Here is a 17,221-nt window from a genome sequence, read left to right on the forward strand (position 1 = left end):
CGACCATCCTCGGCGCTCGCATCCTCGGAGCTACTGGTTTGGATGATGTGATCATCTAAACGCTTGCCGGGCGGTACCCGCTCTGGTAGGAACGAAACATCACCTGGGGGCCAACCGATCACCATAACCTCTGCCCATCCTGCCGTGGAAGACTTTCGAGGAGGGGGATTCCACTCCCATGACCCGTGATCCCGAACTACGCCGATCACCCGGATCCCGACACGCACTACCACCGCGTGTCCCCACTCTCGGCAACACCGTCCGCCGAATCCGTGACGAACGCGGTTACACCCGCGACTACGCCGCGGCCATGCTCAGAATCAGCCGAAGCTACCTCACCGATATCGAACGAGGCCGCCGAAACCCCAGCCCAGAACTGCTGGAGCTGATCATCGCCGGCTACCGACTCGATTCCGCCCTCGCCCGCCACGTGCGCGAATTAGGAGTGGCAGCGCTCGACCTCGAACCCACTGCGGTTCTGGCCAGGTCGGTCACCGCCAACGACCTGCTCATCGCCCATCTCCGCGACCTGAACGCCCGAGGCGACCTCGCCGCCTACATCGACCCGATATGGAACGTGCTGGCCTGCAACAATTTGTTCCGCGAGGCGACACCAGGACTCGAGCGCACCGGGTCGGTCCCGGTGTGGATGTTCAGCGACAACACCAAACCGATCCTGACCGACCGGCCTTTCGAACTCGACTACGCGGCAGCCTCCATTCGTGCCATGACCGGCCGCTATCGCCACACCGAGCAGGTCCGAGTGGTCTTCCGACACCTGGGCCCTAACATCGAGTTCCGGAAATCGTGGAGCGATGGCGTACGCGCCGCCTACGGGCGTGACCCCAGTGCGCTGATGCACACCATCCATCCCGTCACCGGCCAGCCGGTCGCCTACAGCCTGACCATCTCCAATCAGTCCGAGTCCGTCCTGCTGCTCATCCTCTCGCCCAAACCGTCCCCCGGCTCGACCACGAACCGAGAAGCCGACGGATAGAAAACTTTCGACACGCGCTACGACACGCCGAAGACCTCTCTCGGAGTTCAGCCGACCGCCAGGTCATGTTGATCAAGCTCAGCGTTACCGCACGCCGACATGTTGCCCGCCCGAGGCTGTCGATGCCCCTCCATCGGCAACCTGGGGGCACCGTGACATATCTGTAATCCGCTGCCATGAAGCGGACGCAAAGAACTCGTCGCCCCACAGCCGTCGAAAAATTGCTGGAATATTCGGATCGAATCGACGTCTCGACGTCGATTTCGCCGAATCCGCACTTCGGGATCCATAACTGAGCGCAGGATCTGACCATGGTTGAAAACCCTCGCACCCCCGCACCCGGTCCGGACCCACCTCTTCCCACCGGACCTCACGAGCAGACCTATCCGGTATCCGCCGGTGCCCGCAACTAGGGAAATCCGAACGCTGGTACGTCCAACAACTCAAGAGTGGACGCTTCCCGGCCACAAAGCCGGCCGCACCTGGTTCCTCACCGCCAGCGACATCGACGCCGCGATCGAAGTCTCCCGAAGCCCATTTTCGCGCCCCACCAAACGCCAACCTGCACCACAACCAACCAACCGAGCTCGACCCACCTGGCCCGGCCGACCAAACGAACCCGCCACCGCCGATACATCCCGCCTCAAGACCGATGACCGAATTCACCGATGGTTTGCGGGTCTCAGCAGGCTGATCATGTGCGCGGCGGGCTCGACGCGCCAGTGACCCCACGATGCATGTACCGCCAGCGGCGACGGGAAGCAGGTGATGCGCGCGGTGCACTGTTCGGTGACTGCCCTCGTGCGAGCTCTACGATCGTGTGCATGGCAGCTGTGCCGCATCCCGATCCGCCGCCCTCGTCCGTTCTCGCGCACCACATCTCATCCTGTGGGGACACGCTCCCTGTCCTGGGTGTGGCCGCCGCCGAGTTGCACCGCCAGGCTCTGGACAGTCCGAACGCGTCGGCCGGGTTCTACAACCGCAATATCCGAGTCGATGTCGCTTGCGTCGCGGTGAATGTCCGTATACCGCTCGAACACGCGGACATCATGGATGTGACCCAATGGCCCGAACCGCGGATCCTAGCCGCGATCGCCGCCCACGTCGCTGCGGCCCCACGCCTTTACAGTTCCTGTGACCAGCCGCGCTACCAGATCCAGGAATACATCCACGGCCACCAACTCGATGCGATCGCACCGCGCGGCACCGCCGTCCCCGAGCACGTCCCGGCCGACGTCGCCAGCCTGTTCGGGCAGCTCCGCGCGATCCCCACCGACCAGCTGCCCTCTCCGGCAGACGAACTCGACGACGATCCGCGCCGGTTCGCGAACCGGTTGTGGGACAACACCCGCCGCTTGCACGACAGCCACCGCCCGGACTTCACCGCGCTGTTCCGGCGCCTGGGCATCCCCGAGGATCCGTTCGCGCCCCTGTCGGGTGCCGCCGAATCGCTGCGTGCACGCCCGTTTCGGCTGATCCATTGCGATGTCCACCGAAAGAACATGATGATCCGCGAGGGTAGGACGGTGTTCCTGGACTGGGAACTGGCCCTCTACGGTGACCCGTTGGCCGATGTCGCGATCCACTTGGCGAAAATGACCTACCTCCCGCACGAACAGCAGGCGTTCCTCACCGCGTGGGCCGCCGCCGAAAAAGAGGCCGCACTCCCAGGCTGGCCCGAAGACCTGGACCGCTACCTCGCCGGCGAGCGGATAAAAGCCGCTGTCATCGACGCGGTCCGCTACGCGAAGGTCATCGCGGCGGGTGATCGCACCCCCGCAGGCGAACAGGCGCTCGTCGACGGCCTGACCCGACGACTCACCGAGGCCGCACCGTTGTGGGACCGTCCGGCACCTGGGCGTGATCGGGTCGAGGCCGCTCTATGCACGCGCTGAGTCTTCAAGACCCGCTGAACTGCGGATGTGCCGATCAGATTCGTCGGTGCCACCGCGTCGTACAGATGGCAGCTGCGAGCGTGGGGCCGCGCGGGCACGAGAGGCTTCGCTGCTACGCCAGCACACCGACCACGGCTACGCCATTGGACGTGGATGCCGCCGCGGAGTTGCTGCGCATCGAGTTCGGGCATGCCACCGTGTGGCGGCGCGACGATGCCCTGGTCTTTCCCACCCCCGACAGTGTGCTGCAGTACGCTGACGTGCTCACCCGTTTCGCCTGCGGTGTCCCCGAGGACTCACCGCAGCGTCAGCAGATCGCGCAGAGCCTTGGTGTGGAGGTTCGCGGCTGGTTCGCCTGCCACGGCGGATCGTGGCGCGACCCGAAGGGCTACACCGTGTTGACCGCCGACACCTAGCGTGAGGCCGCCGCCGGGCCGACCTGGCTCCAGTCGAAGCCGAGCTCGCCCTTGTCGGCGATGATCTGCTCCCACCAGCCGCGGTGCTCGACATACCAGGCGACGGTCTCGGCGATCCCACTGGCGAAGTCGTGGGTCGGTGCCCAGCCCAGCTGCGATTCGATCTTGTCCGGGTTGATCAGATAGCGGCGATCGTGGTTCGGCCGATCCGGGATGTGCTCGATCCATTCCTCCGGGTTCAGACCGAGGGCGGTGACCACCATGGCGGCGATGTCGATATTGGTGACCTCGAACCGCGCGGACACGTCGAAGATCGGCAGCAACCCCGGGTCGGTCGCCGCCGCGGCCGGGACAGGGGCCAGCTCGGCGTGCAGCACCCGGTGCACCGCGGCACAGTGGTCGGCCACATGCAGCCAGTCCCGGCTCTGCAACCCGTCGCCATAAACCGGCACCTTCTTCCCACGCAGCACGTTCGTCACAGCCAGCGGGATCAGCTTCTCCGGCAGCTGGAACGGACCGTAGTTGTTGGCGCAGTGCGTCATCCGGATATTCATCTCCGGATAGGTCTGCATGTAGGCGCGCACCATCTGATCCCCGGCCGCCTTCGCCGCCGAGTACGGCGTTTTCGCGTTCAACGCCGACCGCTCGGTGAACCACTGGTCCCCGGCCGCCAGCTCCCCGTACACCTCGATCGTCGACACATGCACATGCGAACGAACCGGCACCAGACGGCTGCACTCCGCCATGACCTGCGCGCCGAGGGCGTTGCTGCGCATGAACGACGACGGACCCAGAATCGCGCGATCGTTATGCGACTCCGCCGCGAAATTCACCACAAAATCCGGCCGATGCCGACGATAGAGAGCCTCCATCACCTCGAGGTCGGCGATATCGGCCTTCTCGAACACGATCCGGTCGATCACCGCGTCCAGGTTCGCCAGATTGCCGGCGAAGCCGATGTAGTCCACCGCCACCACCTGAGCGTCCGACTCCCACTCCAGCAGGTGATGCACATAGTTCGCGCCAATGAAACCCGCGGCGCCGGTCACGAGGTAGACGGACATGGCTGCCCAGCCTAGCCCGGTCCAGCCCCCAGATGAGAGTGAGCAGGTTGTGGACCCCAGCCAACCGGCGCACAAGCCATAGCGACCACGCTGATGGAGATCGGTCACAGGCCCCAGCTTCCCACGCCTGACGCAGCGCAATCTGCAGCCGGGGTGAGCCCGGCGAACAGGGTGTGGGCACCAACCGCCACAGAGAATCCTACGGATGTAGGGTTGAACATCCTGGTATCGAGGTACCGATTCGTCGCGGCCGCTGGGCTTGAAGGGGCTGAAGTGGGGGAATCTGAGCTGCGTGAGCAGTTCTTCCGGCAGGTGGACGACCTGTACCAGGCGGCTGGATCGCCGCCGGAGCAACTGATCGCCGAGAAAACCAAGATCAGCATTACCACCATTCGCGGCTGGCTGCCGAGCGCTCCTGAGAAACCAACGGTCCAGCGGAAGCGGGTGGTCCCTCGCAACGGTGACCAGTTCGCCCGATTGGTCGAATTCCTGATACAGCGGCCAAAAGGAAGACGACCCGACCGCCGCGAAATCGACAGGTGGGACCGCGCCCGTCGGGCAGCGTTGACGAGCGCTACCGCAGCCGATGCTTTCCACGTGGCAGCCAGGGCTGAGGTCGAGCACGCAGGTTTGGTGTGGCTTGGGATCGTTGAGCAGGTGGGCGCAGACGGCGGCCTGCCGCACGCCACGGACCTAGATCCACATGCATTGGGCGCCATACCATCTCACGTCGGACTAGGCGACGCCAGCCGATTCGACCGGTACGTTCCCCGCACGGCGAACCAGGTTGATCGCAGAGTCATGTCGGCGCTGAAAAGTCGCCGAATGGTGGTCCTCACCGGTCCATCGAAGACCGGCAAGACGCGCACGTTATACGAGAATGTGCGCCGCACGCTGCCGCAGGCGCGGATCCTCGTACCGAGCCGCCGCACGTTGAAGGCTGCGATCGACCTCCCGGAGTTCCGCGACTGCGGCGACCAGATCGTTGTATGGCTGGACGACCTCCAGGACTTCCTCGCCGGTGAGAATCCGCTGAGTCCGATCCTCCTCGCACAGATCAGCGCACGCCCGGCCCGAACCGTCATCGCAGCGACGATTCGCGACGACGCCATCGACCGTCTCACCCGCAGCACCGGGGAACTGACGCGCGACCAGCGCACGGTTCTGGCCCAAGCTGAGACCATCAGGTTGCGGTCGACCAGTGATGATGTGAGCGAGCATGCGATGGCGGCCACCCTGTATCCATCGCTGAACCTGGGCCGGTTCGGGCTGGCGGAAGTGCTTGCCGGCGCGCCGGACCTACTTCGACAGTATGAGGTGGCCCGTCACGCGGATCCGGCCCTCGGTGCGGTGACTCAGACCGTGATCGACTGGTCTCGAATCGGACGTACCGACCCGATGCCGCACAGCCAGTTGCAGCGCCTCTCCCGACATGTTCTCGAACACCATTGGCCACATGTCGATATCGATGGCTCCGCTCTCGAGGATGCGATTGCGGCGGCGCGAATGCCGAGAGAAGGCGCCGGGCAAGTCGCGGCGCTGCACACCGAACGTTTGGTCACGGGTGAGCGTGCCTATCGGCCGTTCGACTACCTCGTCGCCGCCGACGATGGTCAGGACAGACCCGCACGGGCAATCCCGCACGACTACTGGGAGGTGGCGACCCGCGATGCCGACCCCGATGTCGTGACCACCGTCGGGTTCCAAGCCCACCTACGGGGGCATGACGAGATCGCCGACAACCTCTGGCGCCGTGGCGCTGGCGTCGAACACCCCGGGGCGCTCTACAACCTGGCCGTCTCGATGCAGGTCGCTGGGAAACTGAGCGAGGCCGACGAGCTATATCGCCGGGCTGCCGCCGTAGGGTGCGTTCCAGCGTTCGCGAACATAGGTGTCTTGTGCGCGGAACGAAACAATCTGGGCGAGGCGGAAGTCTGGTATCGCCGGGGAGCAGAAGCTGGGGATGCCGCAGCGCTGCGCAACCTGGCCACTCTGCTGACGAAGACCCGGCGTGAGGGCGAGGCCGAGCACGTGCTCGCGCTGTCGGTGGGCAATGGTGACCCGGTCGCGATGTTCAACTACGCGCACGCACTGCAACGTCACGGCGACCGAATGACCGAAGTCGAACACTGGTTCCTCCAGGCCGCGTCCGCTGGACATGCCGGTGCGGCAGTCAACCTGGCCTGCATCATGTTCGACCGCAAGGACTTCGAGGCTGCCGAGCACTGGTATGGGCGTGCACACCAGGCAGACCCGGACGGCGAGGCCGGGCTGCGCGCAGCCCAGGGGCTCGGCGCGATCTATGTCGAGCGCGAAAACCTCCAGGAAGCGGAGATCTGGATACGTCGGGCCGCAGCCGCAGGGGACACGACCGCCGTCGGGTATCTCGGGCGCGTTCTCTATCTCCGAGGAGACATCGCCGCTGCAGAGGAACTGCTGCGCCTCGGCGCCGAAGCAGGCGACTTGGAGACAATGCGCAGCTACGCCGGACTGCTTCACGATAGTGGACGCGGCGAGGAGGCCCTGCCATATCTGCGGCGGGGAGCCGCGGCAGACCATCTGCCGTCGATGTCAGCCCTATGGCAGGCGCTATACCTGCGTGGAGAGCACGGCGAAGCCGATCGCTGGCTGGAACGGTGCGCCGCCGCAGGCGACCTGGATGCGATGTTCCGGCTCGGTTTCCGACACGTTCAGGCCGACAACCTCAAGCTCGGCGAAAAGTGGTACCGGAAAGCAGCCGCGGGCGGACATCGACCGGCCATGAACAACCTCGCAATCTTGTTGAACGGCAATGGCGAAGAGGCCGAATCGCAGCAATGGCTCGGGCGTGCGCGCAACGCGCCTCCCTCCAACCCGGCATCGCCGCGACAGGCGACCTGAAGTATTACTCGGTGCTGCCGGTCCTGGCTCCCGTGCGGTGCTGCCGAGCATCGCTTGCGACCACGAAGCCTGATACGACACGAGTCGATACGAGTCGCAGGAAGCGGATGGGCGTTCAATCAGCCCCCTGACCTTCATAAACATGTCATCGGGCGAGCGCAGGCGCGTTGCGTGGGCCGCAGCCGGATTGGTGTGCTTCCACCGCCAACAGTTACTGAAAGAAGCGGAGCACACATGAGCATCAAGATCCTGCTGATCGTCATCGCCGTACTTCTGGGAGTGATCATCGGAATGGTCACAGCACTGCTTGCCAAGGTCCAAGGTGCCCATGCGGCTCGCGCGATCCGCGACGCCGGAGTCGGGTTCGTCGGCACCGTTACCCTCACCGCGCTCCTCATGGACCACCTCGACCTACTGTGACCGAGCTGGGCGGGTCGGTCTCTTTCGAGGCTGCGGCAGGTCCTAGTAGGTCACGGTCGAACAGAGTTGCCCACGTTACTAGCGCGATGGTCACCGATTCCGGGTACCACGACCACGCCTCGCGCAGTTTCGGAAGCGTGAGGTCCGGTGCGATGCTGGAGCCCGGCGAATCCGATGCCTGGACCGTGGTCGGTGGGTCGGTACGCACCGTAGCCGCACACCCCGATGCCGTCCTTGGCTTTGCGTCCGGTCAGAACCAGGCTGGCCGCGAGGCAGTTCCGCACGAACCCGGCCTCGTTGTGAGCCTCGATCGCGGCGGTCCGCACCCCCTTTCGGATAAGGGTTCGATCAGATCGGCTTGGCTCGACAGGCGCGGATGGTGGACTTCGTAGTGCTCCATCAGGCTGTCGCCCCACCATGCGATTCGCAGGAACCGTCGACGCTACGGCGACGCGGACAATTCGGAGAACAGCTTCTGCGTGCCGCTCACGGCGGTGAGCGTACCGGTCGAATGCTCACAACTGGGCACTTCGCTGATCGAAAGGGCTTCGCGTCGACCAGGCGACGTCGTTGCTACGGTGAGGTCACCGATTGGATTCAGGTGCAAAGGATTCCAGGATGCGTGCAGGTAGCGAAGTCCCCGTGGCGGAGCTCGCGGGGTGGGTGTCGACGCGAGTGCCCGGCAATTGTCGGTACATGCTTGGCATCGCTGGTCCACCAGCAGCGGGCAAGTCGACGCTCGCCCAGAATTTGGCCGCGGCGATCACCGCTGCACATGGGGTCGGTGCGGAGATCGCCCCGATGGACGGGTTCCACCGGACTTCGGCCGAGTTGGACGCTGCTGGCGCGCGTCACCGCAAGGGTCAGCCAGACACTTTCGATGTGTCCGGGTTCGTGGCCCGGCTGAAACTGCTGCGCGAAGCGCCGCTCGGTGAGCATGTGCCCTGGCCCATCTATGACCGTGAACTGCACGATCCGGTACCCGACGCGATCACTTTCGCCGATCAACAGATCGCGGTGGTCGAGGGCAACTACCTGCTGCTCGACCAACCCGGGTGGGTCGAGGTCCGCAGCCAGCTCGATGAGGTGTGGTACCTCGACGCTGATGACACCGTCATCGAGCAGCGGCTGACCGACCGACACCTGCTCGCAGGCAAGACCGCCGAGCAGGCGCACACCAAGATCACCGACAGCGATCTGCCCAACGCCCGCTTGATCGCGCACACCCGCGGCCACGCCGATACCGTGTTGCGCGAAACCTCCGGCAACTACCTCATCTGCGAAGTTCGCTGAGATCACGGGCCCAGTTGCGGGTGCCGAACGATCGACATGACAGCGTGGCCACCGCGGACGCGCGGGTGAGTGCGTCGATGAAGTCGCGGCTGCGGCTGTAGTAGGCGCAGAACGCACCGTGCAGGATGTCGCCAGCACCGAGGGTGTCGCCCTCGTGTACCGACGCGACTTCGATTGTGCCCTGGCGGGCTTCCTCGGCGTACACGATCGGGTCCGGCCCGCGTGTCACCGCCGCTTGTTTCGGCCCGGCTGACCGCAGGTAGTCCAGGAGCACGGTGCAGTCGCCGTTGACGCCCGGTGGCGCGAAGGCCGTCGAGCAGATCGCGACATCGACCAGCGGCAGGAGCCGGTCGTGGACTGGCTTCCAGCGACCCGCGTCGAGGACGACCGGCACCCCCACCTCTCCGGCGCGACTTGCGATTCCCACCGCGAGATCGGGATGGTGGCCGTCCACGAGTACCACGGATGCCTGGTCGACACATTGGGCGAGGTCGGCGGTGAATGGGGCTTGGATCCGGGCGGCGTCGAGGCCGACGATGGTGCGGGACTGCGCGCCGAGCGCGACCACGATGGATGACACCGGCGGCTTGTCGGTGCTGTCGGGTGTCGCGTCGAGGACCGTGACGTGGTGGTTGGTCAGATCGTGGCGCACGAGGTCGGCGAGCTGGTGGCGGCCGAGCGCGGTGATCAGCGTCGCAGGCCGGCCCGACACGATCGCGCACGCGACCGCAGCGTTGGCTGCGGGCCCACCGGCACCGAGGAACTGATCCAGCGCTTGGGTCTTGGTGTCCTCGGCGGGGTATCGGTCGACGGCGTAGGCGATATCGAGGGTGGACAGACCCACGAACAGTGCGTCGGGCACCAGGGGCTCCTTCGGGTCAGCGGATGAGCAGGTGTTCGAGGGCGGCGGTCTGATCGGAGTAGGTGCGCACGCTGACGACCGCGGCGAATTCCCGGTCGGTCACCCGTTCCTGGAGGGCGGCCCAGTGCTTGGTCAGATACCAGCTGGCGCCGGTCGTGCCATGGGGGCCGAGCCCGGCGCAGAAGAACCAGTAGCGATCTGGGTGTAGCTGCGGCGCCGGGCGGACGCGGGCGATGATGCCGATGTTACGGCTGTCGTCGGAGCTGTAACGTTGGCCGTCGGCGAGTTCCAGGTGTTCCAGATATCCCCAGGTGGAGCGCGGGTTGTCCTGGATGGTGAACAGCGGGTCGCTGCTGCTTTCGAGGTACATGTGGGTGCAGTCGTTGGAACTGAGTCCGAAGCTGATGTAGGGCCGGTCGCAGGCTGCCACGACATCGCGATCGCTCTGGATATCGACGGCAATGCCGTCGTGGTGTTGCACCATCGACATCACGTACAGCATCCCGCGAACGTCGTTTTCGGCCAGCGCGACGGGAACGTCGATGCGGTGGGCGGCGTTGAACACGCTCGCCCGTTTACTGAAGATGTGCTGACGCGGGATTCCCGCGGCCGCAAGCGCTTCGACCGAGCTCGTGGCCAGCTCGAAGGTGGGCACTACCAGCGTGGCGCCCCGTTCGACCATCTCGGCGCCGAGGAAGGCTTCTAACCCCTCGTCGGCGGGGTTGTCACCAGCCGGGTGCGGGGCGGCGGTCGCCGCGTTGGCCATCGAAAACAGTGCGTGGATAGACCAGCCGGGGAACATCCGGGCCAGCACTCTGCGGTGGTGGTTCTGCGGCAGACCCTTCATCTCGCCCGACATCCAGCTGTAAAAGGTTGCTCGGGCCGGTGGTTCCTCCCGGGCTGCGCTGCCGAGTTCGGCGGCGTGCTTGCGGTATTCGGCGCAGAAGTCCTTATGGCTTGCCAGATGCCGCTCGTCCAGCAGCATCTTGAGCACGGTCCCCAATCACGTCCCCTTTTTCAGGTGTCGAGCTGTCGAGCTAGCGCACGATCCTATCGAGATCGGTGGTCCAGTGGACGGAATCGGACGGAACCAGACAGTTACGGACCGGTTCGGCGATGCGACTGGACCCCTTGAGCGCCAACACTTCTCGTACGTCGCGACGGGATACGCGGTCTCGGGCGGCGGGGCATCGAGACGTTCGTCTGTCGCAGCCCGCACAGCAGGCTCCGGCCGATGATCCTGCGGGGCTGCGCAGCAGGAGAGGAGAGACCTTGACCATCTGCATGTCCTCACCCGCGACGGGGCTGACGTCATGACCACCGCCGCGGATCCTGTGATCACTTGGCCGCCGTCACCGGAGTTCTGGTCGACCCGGTTCCCGGCTAAGACCGATGGTGCGGCCGCGCCGTACCTGTTCAAGGGCATCGTGCCGGCCGATCGGCTCGGCCCTGACGATGTGCTCGACGGACTGCGCAGGCTGCGCCGCGCGGCCGCCCACGGCGAGCCCACCAGCGCCCGTACCCGCGTCTACGTCGGCGAGGAGCGTCGCGACGAGGTGATCGACACCGTGCTGTCGGCGCCGTGGTCCGATGAGGACTTCGTCGCCTGGATGCAGAATCTCACCGGCGCCGCACGGTTCTCGCTGGTGATCAACAATTTGGAAACCACCTCCCCGAAGCTGGCGGCGGTGCTCGGTGAGCTGATCGGATCCGCCCACGCCGGATGGGGTGTGCCGATCGGCGGCAGCGAGCAGGTCGCCTTCGCCGGGAACTACGCGGGCACCGCGTTCGGCGTGCACGAAGGCTATGAAGACGCCTTCCTGGTGCATCTCGGCCCTGGAATCAAGCATTTCTACACCTGGTCCGGTGAGCTGTACCGGGAGTTGACCGGCGGCGACACGCCGACCTTCGGCGACTACACCGCGCTGCTCGAACGGGGTGAGCGCCACGACCTCGAACCCGGCGATGTGTTGTTCCTGCCGCGGCGGGTGTTCCACGTCGGGGTCCAGGACGATTTCTCGATCTCGGTGGCGGTCCCGCTCTACACCTACTCCGACACGCGCATGCTGGCCCTGTCGATCCTGCCGGCCGTGCTCGAGTCCGCCGTCGTCAGCGTCGCCGAGGAGACACCCTCGCCGATGCATTCGGTGACCGCAGGTCCCGGCCCGGTCGCCGCGGCCCTGACCTCGGCGGCCGCCGACATGCTAACCACCGTCTCGGAACAGCTGGAGACCAAGGTCGGTGAGCTGATCAGCGCGCGGTGGCGCACCCTGCTCAGCAACGGCGGCTGGGAGGCCGCCGAACACGACCTCGCCCGCGAAGACGCGGCGCGGGAGGCCGCGGCCGCGCTCGCCGCCGACGGCACCCATCTGCGCGTCGCGTCGCCGTACACGCTGCACGCCGATCCGGACATCGACGAGCACCTGCACATCGGTGTCACGGTCCGCGGTCTGGTGCTGCGCGTGCCGGAGTCCCCCGCCTGGGGCACCGCGTTGGCGTCGCTGGCCGACGGTCACACCGTGCGCATCACCGATGAGCTCGGAGGGGACACGTTGGCGCTGCTGCTCGAAACCGGTGGCATCCAAGTCCTCACCGACCCCGACGCCGAGGAGTCGGCATGACCGCCTCGAAGGTCGCGCGCTATCTCGACGATCACCCCGACACCAAGGCCGCCATCACCAGTGTCCTGCTCAACCAGCCCGCGGTCAGCGGGAACGACCTGGTCGACAAGCACATGGCGCCGATGGTCGCCGCGCTGTACGAGCAGATCACCGCCGAGGTATCACCGGCAACGCTGACGAAAGACCAAGCAGCGCACTACATCCGGGAACTGTCGGTGTTCGCGCGCTACAACTCCGATTTCCTGCGCCAGGCCGCCGACACGGTGCAGGGCGGGTGCATGGAGTTGGCGCACGAGTTCCGCCGCAACCACCTCGAGGAGGGCGGGGAGCGAGGCAAGGTGCCCGCGCACTACACGCTCTACTCCGGGGCGCTGCTGGCCGATCTGGGCCTGCTGGTCAACGGGCACCTGCCCGCGCCGGAAACGCTGACCCTGGTGTCGCTGCACGACTGGCTGGTCATCGGCTCGTCGGTGAGCCACATCTGCGGCGGCTACTACGCCACCGAGGGCGTAGCGATCGACGAAACCGAGCTGCTGCGCGCCATCACCGACCGTTACGCCGAACTCACCGTCGGCGCCGAAACGAATCTGCCGCACCTGGACTACTACTACTCGCTGCACCTGGACGAGGGCCACGAAGCCGCGGCCGTGGATGGCTTCAGCGTCGAGGCTGCTCACATTGAAGGCATCGCAAGGTTCATTCGCGAGTACCAGCTGTTCGGCCTGGATCTGCCGCAGATCGTCGACGGCTGGCTCCAGATCCTCGAGGGCATGACGGCGTGGTGGTCGCAGCTGACCGACCGCGCCGCCACCCTCCCCTGATCCCTGCAGTAACCCACCGAAAAGAAGGAGAAATCACTATGTCGCCGATGCTCAAGAGCGGTGTCCGCCCCGACGCCCTCAAGGCCGGTGTCCGCCCCGACGCCGCCCTCAAAGCCGGTGTCCGGCCGGATGCCCTCAAGGCCGGGGTGCGCCCGGACGCCTCCTGACGTCCAAGGCACGAACCCCCTGCGCGGGGCCACGCGACAGCACGACGCCAGCTCGTCTCGTGGCCCCGCCACCCTTTTCCAACTCCGATCGAGGCCACAGCTCGCGCACGCGCCACCGACAGCGGCTGCCCTGGCCTCGTTCCCGAACTCAGCGTGGAGAACAGCATGACCATCGCGGCGCGCGAGTCCACCCGCCGACGCCCCTCGGCAGGAGCGTCCGGCCCGGTCCGCCGCGCCTTCGGCCCCGAGCTGATCGCACGCATGGACGCCCTGTGCGCCCGCGGCCGCGCCGAAGGCCCCCTCGATCTGGCCCGGGACTATCTCGCGGCCGCCGTCACCGCCGCGGTCGGCATCACCGTCGGCCACCCGATCCTGACCGCGGTGTGCGTGATCTACATCGGGATCCGGCAACGGCACCTGTCGAACTTGACCCACGAGGCAATCCACACCAAGCTCACCCGCTCCCGCCGCGCGAACACCATCCTCGGGCACCTGAACTGCCTCGCGCTCGGGGAACCCTTCACCCCCTATCGGCGGTCGCACCGCATCCACCACGCCAAACTCGGCAGCCCCGACGATCCGATGCTGCGCTCCTACATCTCCCGCCGCGCCCACGCGCCCTGGCCGGACAAACGGGCCTTCGTCACCCACGTGATCATCGGCAACGCGCTGTGGCAGCTGCCCAAATACGGATTCCTCACCCTGGCAGGCAAGGCCGGTGACGAAACCTGGAAGGCCGCCGGAACCCGATGGGCGACCTGGGCCGCCGTCGCCGCGGCGGCCGCCGCGCTCGGGCACGGCATCGACTTCGCGCTGTACTGGGCCCTGCCCCTGATCGTGGTGCGCCCCATCGTGACCTGGCTGACCGACCTGGGCAACCATGCCGGCCTGATCCACAACACCGACGTCATCCGCCAGACCCGCGGCTGGACCTCGCACGCGCTGACCCGGCACCTGCTCGGCGGCCACAACGACGACATGCACCACCCGATCCACCACTGGTTCCCCAACATCGGCTGGCGAGAGCTGCCCGAAGCCGCCACCATCCTGCGCGAGCACTACCCACGTTGGGACGAGGTGCCCTGGTGCTCCGGGTACTTCTTCCGCCGCCGCTCCACCCCGCACATCCCCTGCGTGCTCGACGACATCGTGGCCAAACTCCACCTCCAGCTCACCGAACACCAGCCCAACACCTGACCCTGCGGACGCCGCGCCGCGATAACGACCCCGAACAGGACTCGAATGTCTCTGCCTGTCAACAGTTTCGATGAATTCACCACGTTGCGTGAGGTGATCGTCGGCGAACCCCACGGCTACACCTCCCACGACGCGGATGCGAGTTTCCGCCTGTTCTACCTCGACAACGTCACTCCGACTGCGGCCGCCGGGGGCCGGGAGCTGGCGATCCCGCCGCAGCTGGTCGACGAGCTCGAGGAAGACGTGGAAGGCTTGTGCGCCGCGCTGGCCGAGGCCGGGGTGCGGGTGCTGCGTCCCGAGCCGGTCACCGAACGCACCGTGATCTGCTCACCCTGGTGGTCCGCTCGGGAAACGCCACCGCTGAACGTGCGCGACCAGACGATCATCCTCGGTGACACCATCGTGGAAACCGCCCCCCACATCCGGGGCCGGGTGTTCGAGAACGACTACCTCAAGCCCCACTTCTACCGCTACCTGCACGCCGGATCAGGGTGGATGTCGATGCCGCGGCCGGCGCTGGCGCGCCAGTCGCTGGACCCGAGCTTCTTCGACGGCCAGCCGGTCGACCTGTCGGCGGTCATCGGCGACACCGACACCCGCGTGCTGCCCGGACTGGGGCACGAACTGATCTTCGATGGCGCCCAATGCATCCGCCTGGGCCGCGATGTCCTGGTCAACGTCGCCAACACCAACCACGAACTCGGGTTGTCCTGGCTGCGGCGTGCCTTCCCCGAGCTGCGGTTCCACCGGCTCGACGCCATCGCCGACAGCCACATCGATTCCATCGTGGTGCCACTGCGGCCCGGCCTGCTGATGCTGCGCTCCGCCGACTACCTCGACGCGCTGCCCGAACCGCTGCACGGCTGGGACATCGTCGTGCCGCCCGAGCAGGACGAGGACGCCTTCCCCGACTACAGCGACTTCGGCTTCAACCTGACCAGCCGCTACATCGACATCAACGTCCTCTCCGTCGACGAAGACACCGTCGTCGTGAACAGCCTGTGCCCCGATTTGATGCGCACCCTGGAGAAGAAGGGCCTGACCGTCATCCCCGTCCAGCACCGCCACCGCCGCCTGTTCGCTGGCGGTTTTCACTGTCTCACCTTGGACACGGTGCGCGCCGGCGGACGCGAGGACTACTTCGCATGAGCCGCGCCACGGCCAGGGTGACGTTGGCTCCGCGGCAGGCCATCGAAGTCAAATCCGATCTGCTGTACAAGATCCGAACCTTGTTGCGCGGCCAGGGGTTCGCCGAGGTCACCACCCCCACCTTCCGGCAGGCCGACGATCTGACCGGCAAACGCGCCCGCGCCGCTGTGGGCGGCCGCGACGGGTGGCTGCGCAGCATGATCGGCCCCGCGTTGCGCTACCAGCTCGCCCACACCCCGCGGGTGTTCGAGATCGGCGCCTGTTTCCGCAACGACCCGGCCGACCACACCCACCTCCCTGAATTCAGCATGCTCGACCTGTATGCCGCGGAGTCGAGCTACGACTACCTGATCGACCTCGCGGAGAATCTGGTCCGTCTCGCCCACCCCGGCGCCGCGAACCGGATCTCGGTCGCCGAACACCTCGGCACCACCCTCGGCGTCGACCTCACCCGCGAAACCCTGGACCGGCACACCGGCGCCCTCGCCGCCTACCTCGACCTGTCGGCCGATACACCACTGCACGACCTGCTCGACGCCTATATCGCGGCCGAGCTGGAGCCACGCAGCACCGGGATGGCGCTGTTCCTGGTCGATATGCCCCTCGGCGGCAACGAGCCCTGCGCCAAACTGCGTGAGGACACCGCCGCGGTGCTCAACCGGTTCGAGGTATTCATCGACGGTGTCGAAGTCGTGCACGGTTACCAGGACGAGACAGACGCCGAAGCGTTCATCCGCCGCGCCAGCGCGATCGGCCTCTACAACCCCGAACAGTCGCTGGTGCAGAAGGCGATCCTCGCCGGTGCCGTGCCCTCCCGCAGCGTCGGGCTCGGCATCGGGATCGAACGACTCTGCATGGCCGCCACCGGCGTCCGCGACATCCGCCTGTTCCGGCAGTCCGCGACCTTCTGATCCGGGACGCGGCACACCTGCCACGTCCCGGACCGGCCGCTTGTGCTGCTCTAGGCTGGCCCGGCCGGTGCCCGGCCGTCACGGTCGGGTGCTGAAACCGCTTTGTTGACAATGAATTTCGAATAGAGAGGCGAACGCCGATGTATGAAGGTGGCTGCCTGTGCGGGCAGATCCGGTTCCGCGCCGACGCCGAGGCAAACTGGCCGCACCTGTGCTCGTGTGAGCACTGCCAGAAACTGGCCGGAGGCCCGGTCACAGCCTGGGTCGATTTCCCGCTCGAAACGTTCGCCTGGACCGGCAATGGCGGCGAGCCGACCTGGTACCACACCTACCCCACCACCAAGCGCGGTTTCTGCCCCAACTGCGGGTCACTCGTCGCCGCGATCGACGAGGGCGGCGACGCCATGGGCATCACGATGATGGCCCTCGACGACCACAGCGCGCTGACCCCGGTGCACCAGTCCTGCAAGGACAACGCCGTGCCGTGGCTGCCGGTCATCGAAACCGTCGACGCCGGCTCCTGACTCC

16 protein-coding genes are annotated in these 17,221 nt (G+C 66.3%); 13 read left to right on the forward strand and 3 right to left on the reverse strand.

From position 1 onward, the window contains the following. Window positions 1–178 precede the first annotated feature (178 nt). The 3 genes from ACWEKR_RS08745 (at window position 179) to ACWEKR_RS08755 (ending at window position 3,308) form a co-directional block, all read left to right on the forward strand. The gene (locus tag ACWEKR_RS08745; protein ID WP_043738542.1) at window positions 179–997 is read left to right on the forward strand and encodes a helix-turn-helix transcriptional regulator; all 819 of its coding nucleotides are present in this window, start codon (window positions 179–181) and stop codon (window positions 995–997) included. 824 nt (window positions 998–1,821) lie between these two features. Next, a complete protein-coding gene (locus tag ACWEKR_RS08750; protein WP_452353961.1) occupies window positions 1,822–2,892 on the forward strand; it encodes a phosphotransferase family protein in 1,071 nt (356 codons plus the stop codon). A 149-nt stretch (window positions 2,893–3,041) separates the two neighbouring features. Beyond that, window positions 3,042–3,308, forward strand: a complete 267-nt coding sequence (locus tag ACWEKR_RS08755) for a hypothetical protein (protein WP_452353962.1) — start codon at window positions 3,042–3,044, stop codon at window positions 3,306–3,308. Here the strand turns inward: ACWEKR_RS08755 and ACWEKR_RS08760 are convergent. Beyond that, window positions 3,305–4,372 carry a dTDP-glucose 4,6-dehydratase gene (locus tag ACWEKR_RS08760; RefSeq protein ID WP_452353963.1) on the reverse strand — a complete coding sequence of 356 codons (1,068 nt, stop codon included), beginning with the start codon at window positions 4,370–4,372 and terminating at the stop codon, window positions 3,305–3,307. The two genes, ACWEKR_RS08755 and ACWEKR_RS08760, sit on opposite strands and share 4 nt — an antisense overlap. A gap of 213 nt (window positions 4,373–4,585) precedes the next feature. On the opposite strand from ACWEKR_RS08760, the gene ACWEKR_RS08765 reads away from it, so the two are divergent. The 3 genes from ACWEKR_RS08765 to ACWEKR_RS08775 all read left to right on the forward strand — a co-directional run bounded on the left by ACWEKR_RS08765 (window position 4,586) and on the right by ACWEKR_RS08775 (window position 8,965). Continuing rightward, entirely contained in the window at window positions 4,586–7,252 is a 2,667-nt protein-coding gene (locus ACWEKR_RS08765) for an SEL1-like repeat protein (protein WP_452353964.1), read from the forward strand. Between the two features lie 234 nt (window positions 7,253–7,486). Then, a complete protein-coding gene (locus tag ACWEKR_RS08770) occupies window positions 7,487–7,672 on the forward strand; it encodes a hypothetical protein (RefSeq protein ID WP_043738550.1) in 186 nt (61 codons plus the stop codon). Between the two features lie 618 nt (window positions 7,673–8,290). Continuing rightward, window positions 8,291–8,965, forward strand: a complete 675-nt coding sequence (locus ACWEKR_RS08775) for a nucleoside/nucleotide kinase family protein (protein WP_452353965.1) — start codon at window positions 8,291–8,293, stop codon at window positions 8,963–8,965. Here the strand turns inward: ACWEKR_RS08775 and ACWEKR_RS08780 are convergent. Both ACWEKR_RS08780 and ACWEKR_RS08785 read right to left on the reverse strand, forming a co-directional pair. Further along, a complete protein-coding gene (locus ACWEKR_RS08780) occupies window positions 8,946–9,827 on the reverse strand; it encodes a PfkB family carbohydrate kinase (RefSeq protein WP_452353966.1) in 882 nt (293 codons plus the stop codon). The two genes, ACWEKR_RS08775 and ACWEKR_RS08780, sit on opposite strands and share 20 nt — an antisense overlap. A 16-nt stretch (window positions 9,828–9,843) precedes the next feature. After that, window positions 9,844–10,812, reverse strand: coding sequence for a hypothetical protein (locus tag ACWEKR_RS08785; RefSeq protein WP_452353967.1), 969 nt, complete (start codon window positions 10,810–10,812; stop codon window positions 9,844–9,846). Window positions 10,813–11,140: 328 nt separating this feature from the next. On the opposite strand from ACWEKR_RS08785, the gene ACWEKR_RS08790 reads away from it, so the two are divergent. From ACWEKR_RS08790 to ACWEKR_RS08820, 7 genes are all read left to right on the forward strand, one after another. Continuing rightward, window positions 11,141–12,448 (forward strand): JmjC domain-containing protein, encoded by a 1,308-nt coding sequence (locus tag ACWEKR_RS08790; RefSeq protein ID WP_452353968.1) that lies wholly within the window; start codon window positions 11,141–11,143, stop codon window positions 12,446–12,448. Further along, window positions 12,445–13,269 (forward strand): DUF3865 domain-containing protein, encoded by an 825-nt coding sequence (locus ACWEKR_RS08795; protein WP_452353969.1) that lies wholly within the window; start codon window positions 12,445–12,447, stop codon window positions 13,267–13,269. The genes ACWEKR_RS08790 and ACWEKR_RS08795 overlap by 4 nt, the downstream gene beginning before the upstream one ends. Before the next feature lie 38 nt (window positions 13,270–13,307). After that, entirely contained in the window at window positions 13,308–13,436 is a 129-nt protein-coding gene (locus tag ACWEKR_RS08800; protein WP_452353970.1) for a hypothetical protein, read from the forward strand. A 165-nt stretch (window positions 13,437–13,601) separates the two neighbouring features. After that, complete coding sequence (locus ACWEKR_RS08805; RefSeq protein WP_452353971.1) at window positions 13,602–14,633, forward strand: fatty acid desaturase family protein; 1,032 nt, start codon at window positions 13,602–13,604, stop codon at window positions 14,631–14,633. Between the two features lie 45 nt (window positions 14,634–14,678). Then, window positions 14,679–15,782 carry an inosamine-phosphate amidinotransferase 1 gene (locus ACWEKR_RS08810; RefSeq protein ID WP_452353972.1) on the forward strand — a complete coding sequence of 368 codons (1,104 nt, stop codon included), beginning with the start codon at window positions 14,679–14,681 and terminating at the stop codon, window positions 15,780–15,782. Further along, window positions 15,779–16,693, forward strand: a complete 915-nt coding sequence (locus ACWEKR_RS08815) for an amino acid--tRNA ligase-related protein (RefSeq protein WP_452353973.1) — start codon at window positions 15,779–15,781, stop codon at window positions 16,691–16,693. Before ACWEKR_RS08810 ends, ACWEKR_RS08815 begins: the two co-directional genes overlap by 4 nt. A gap of 140 nt (window positions 16,694–16,833) precedes the next feature. Continuing rightward, on the forward strand, window positions 16,834–17,217 hold the full coding sequence (locus tag ACWEKR_RS08820) for a GFA family protein (RefSeq protein ID WP_452353974.1): 384 nt from the start codon (window positions 16,834–16,836) through the stop codon (window positions 17,215–17,217). Window positions 17,218–17,221 lie beyond the last annotated feature (4 nt).

The organism is Nocardia sp. NPDC004573 (assembly GCF_053602135.1).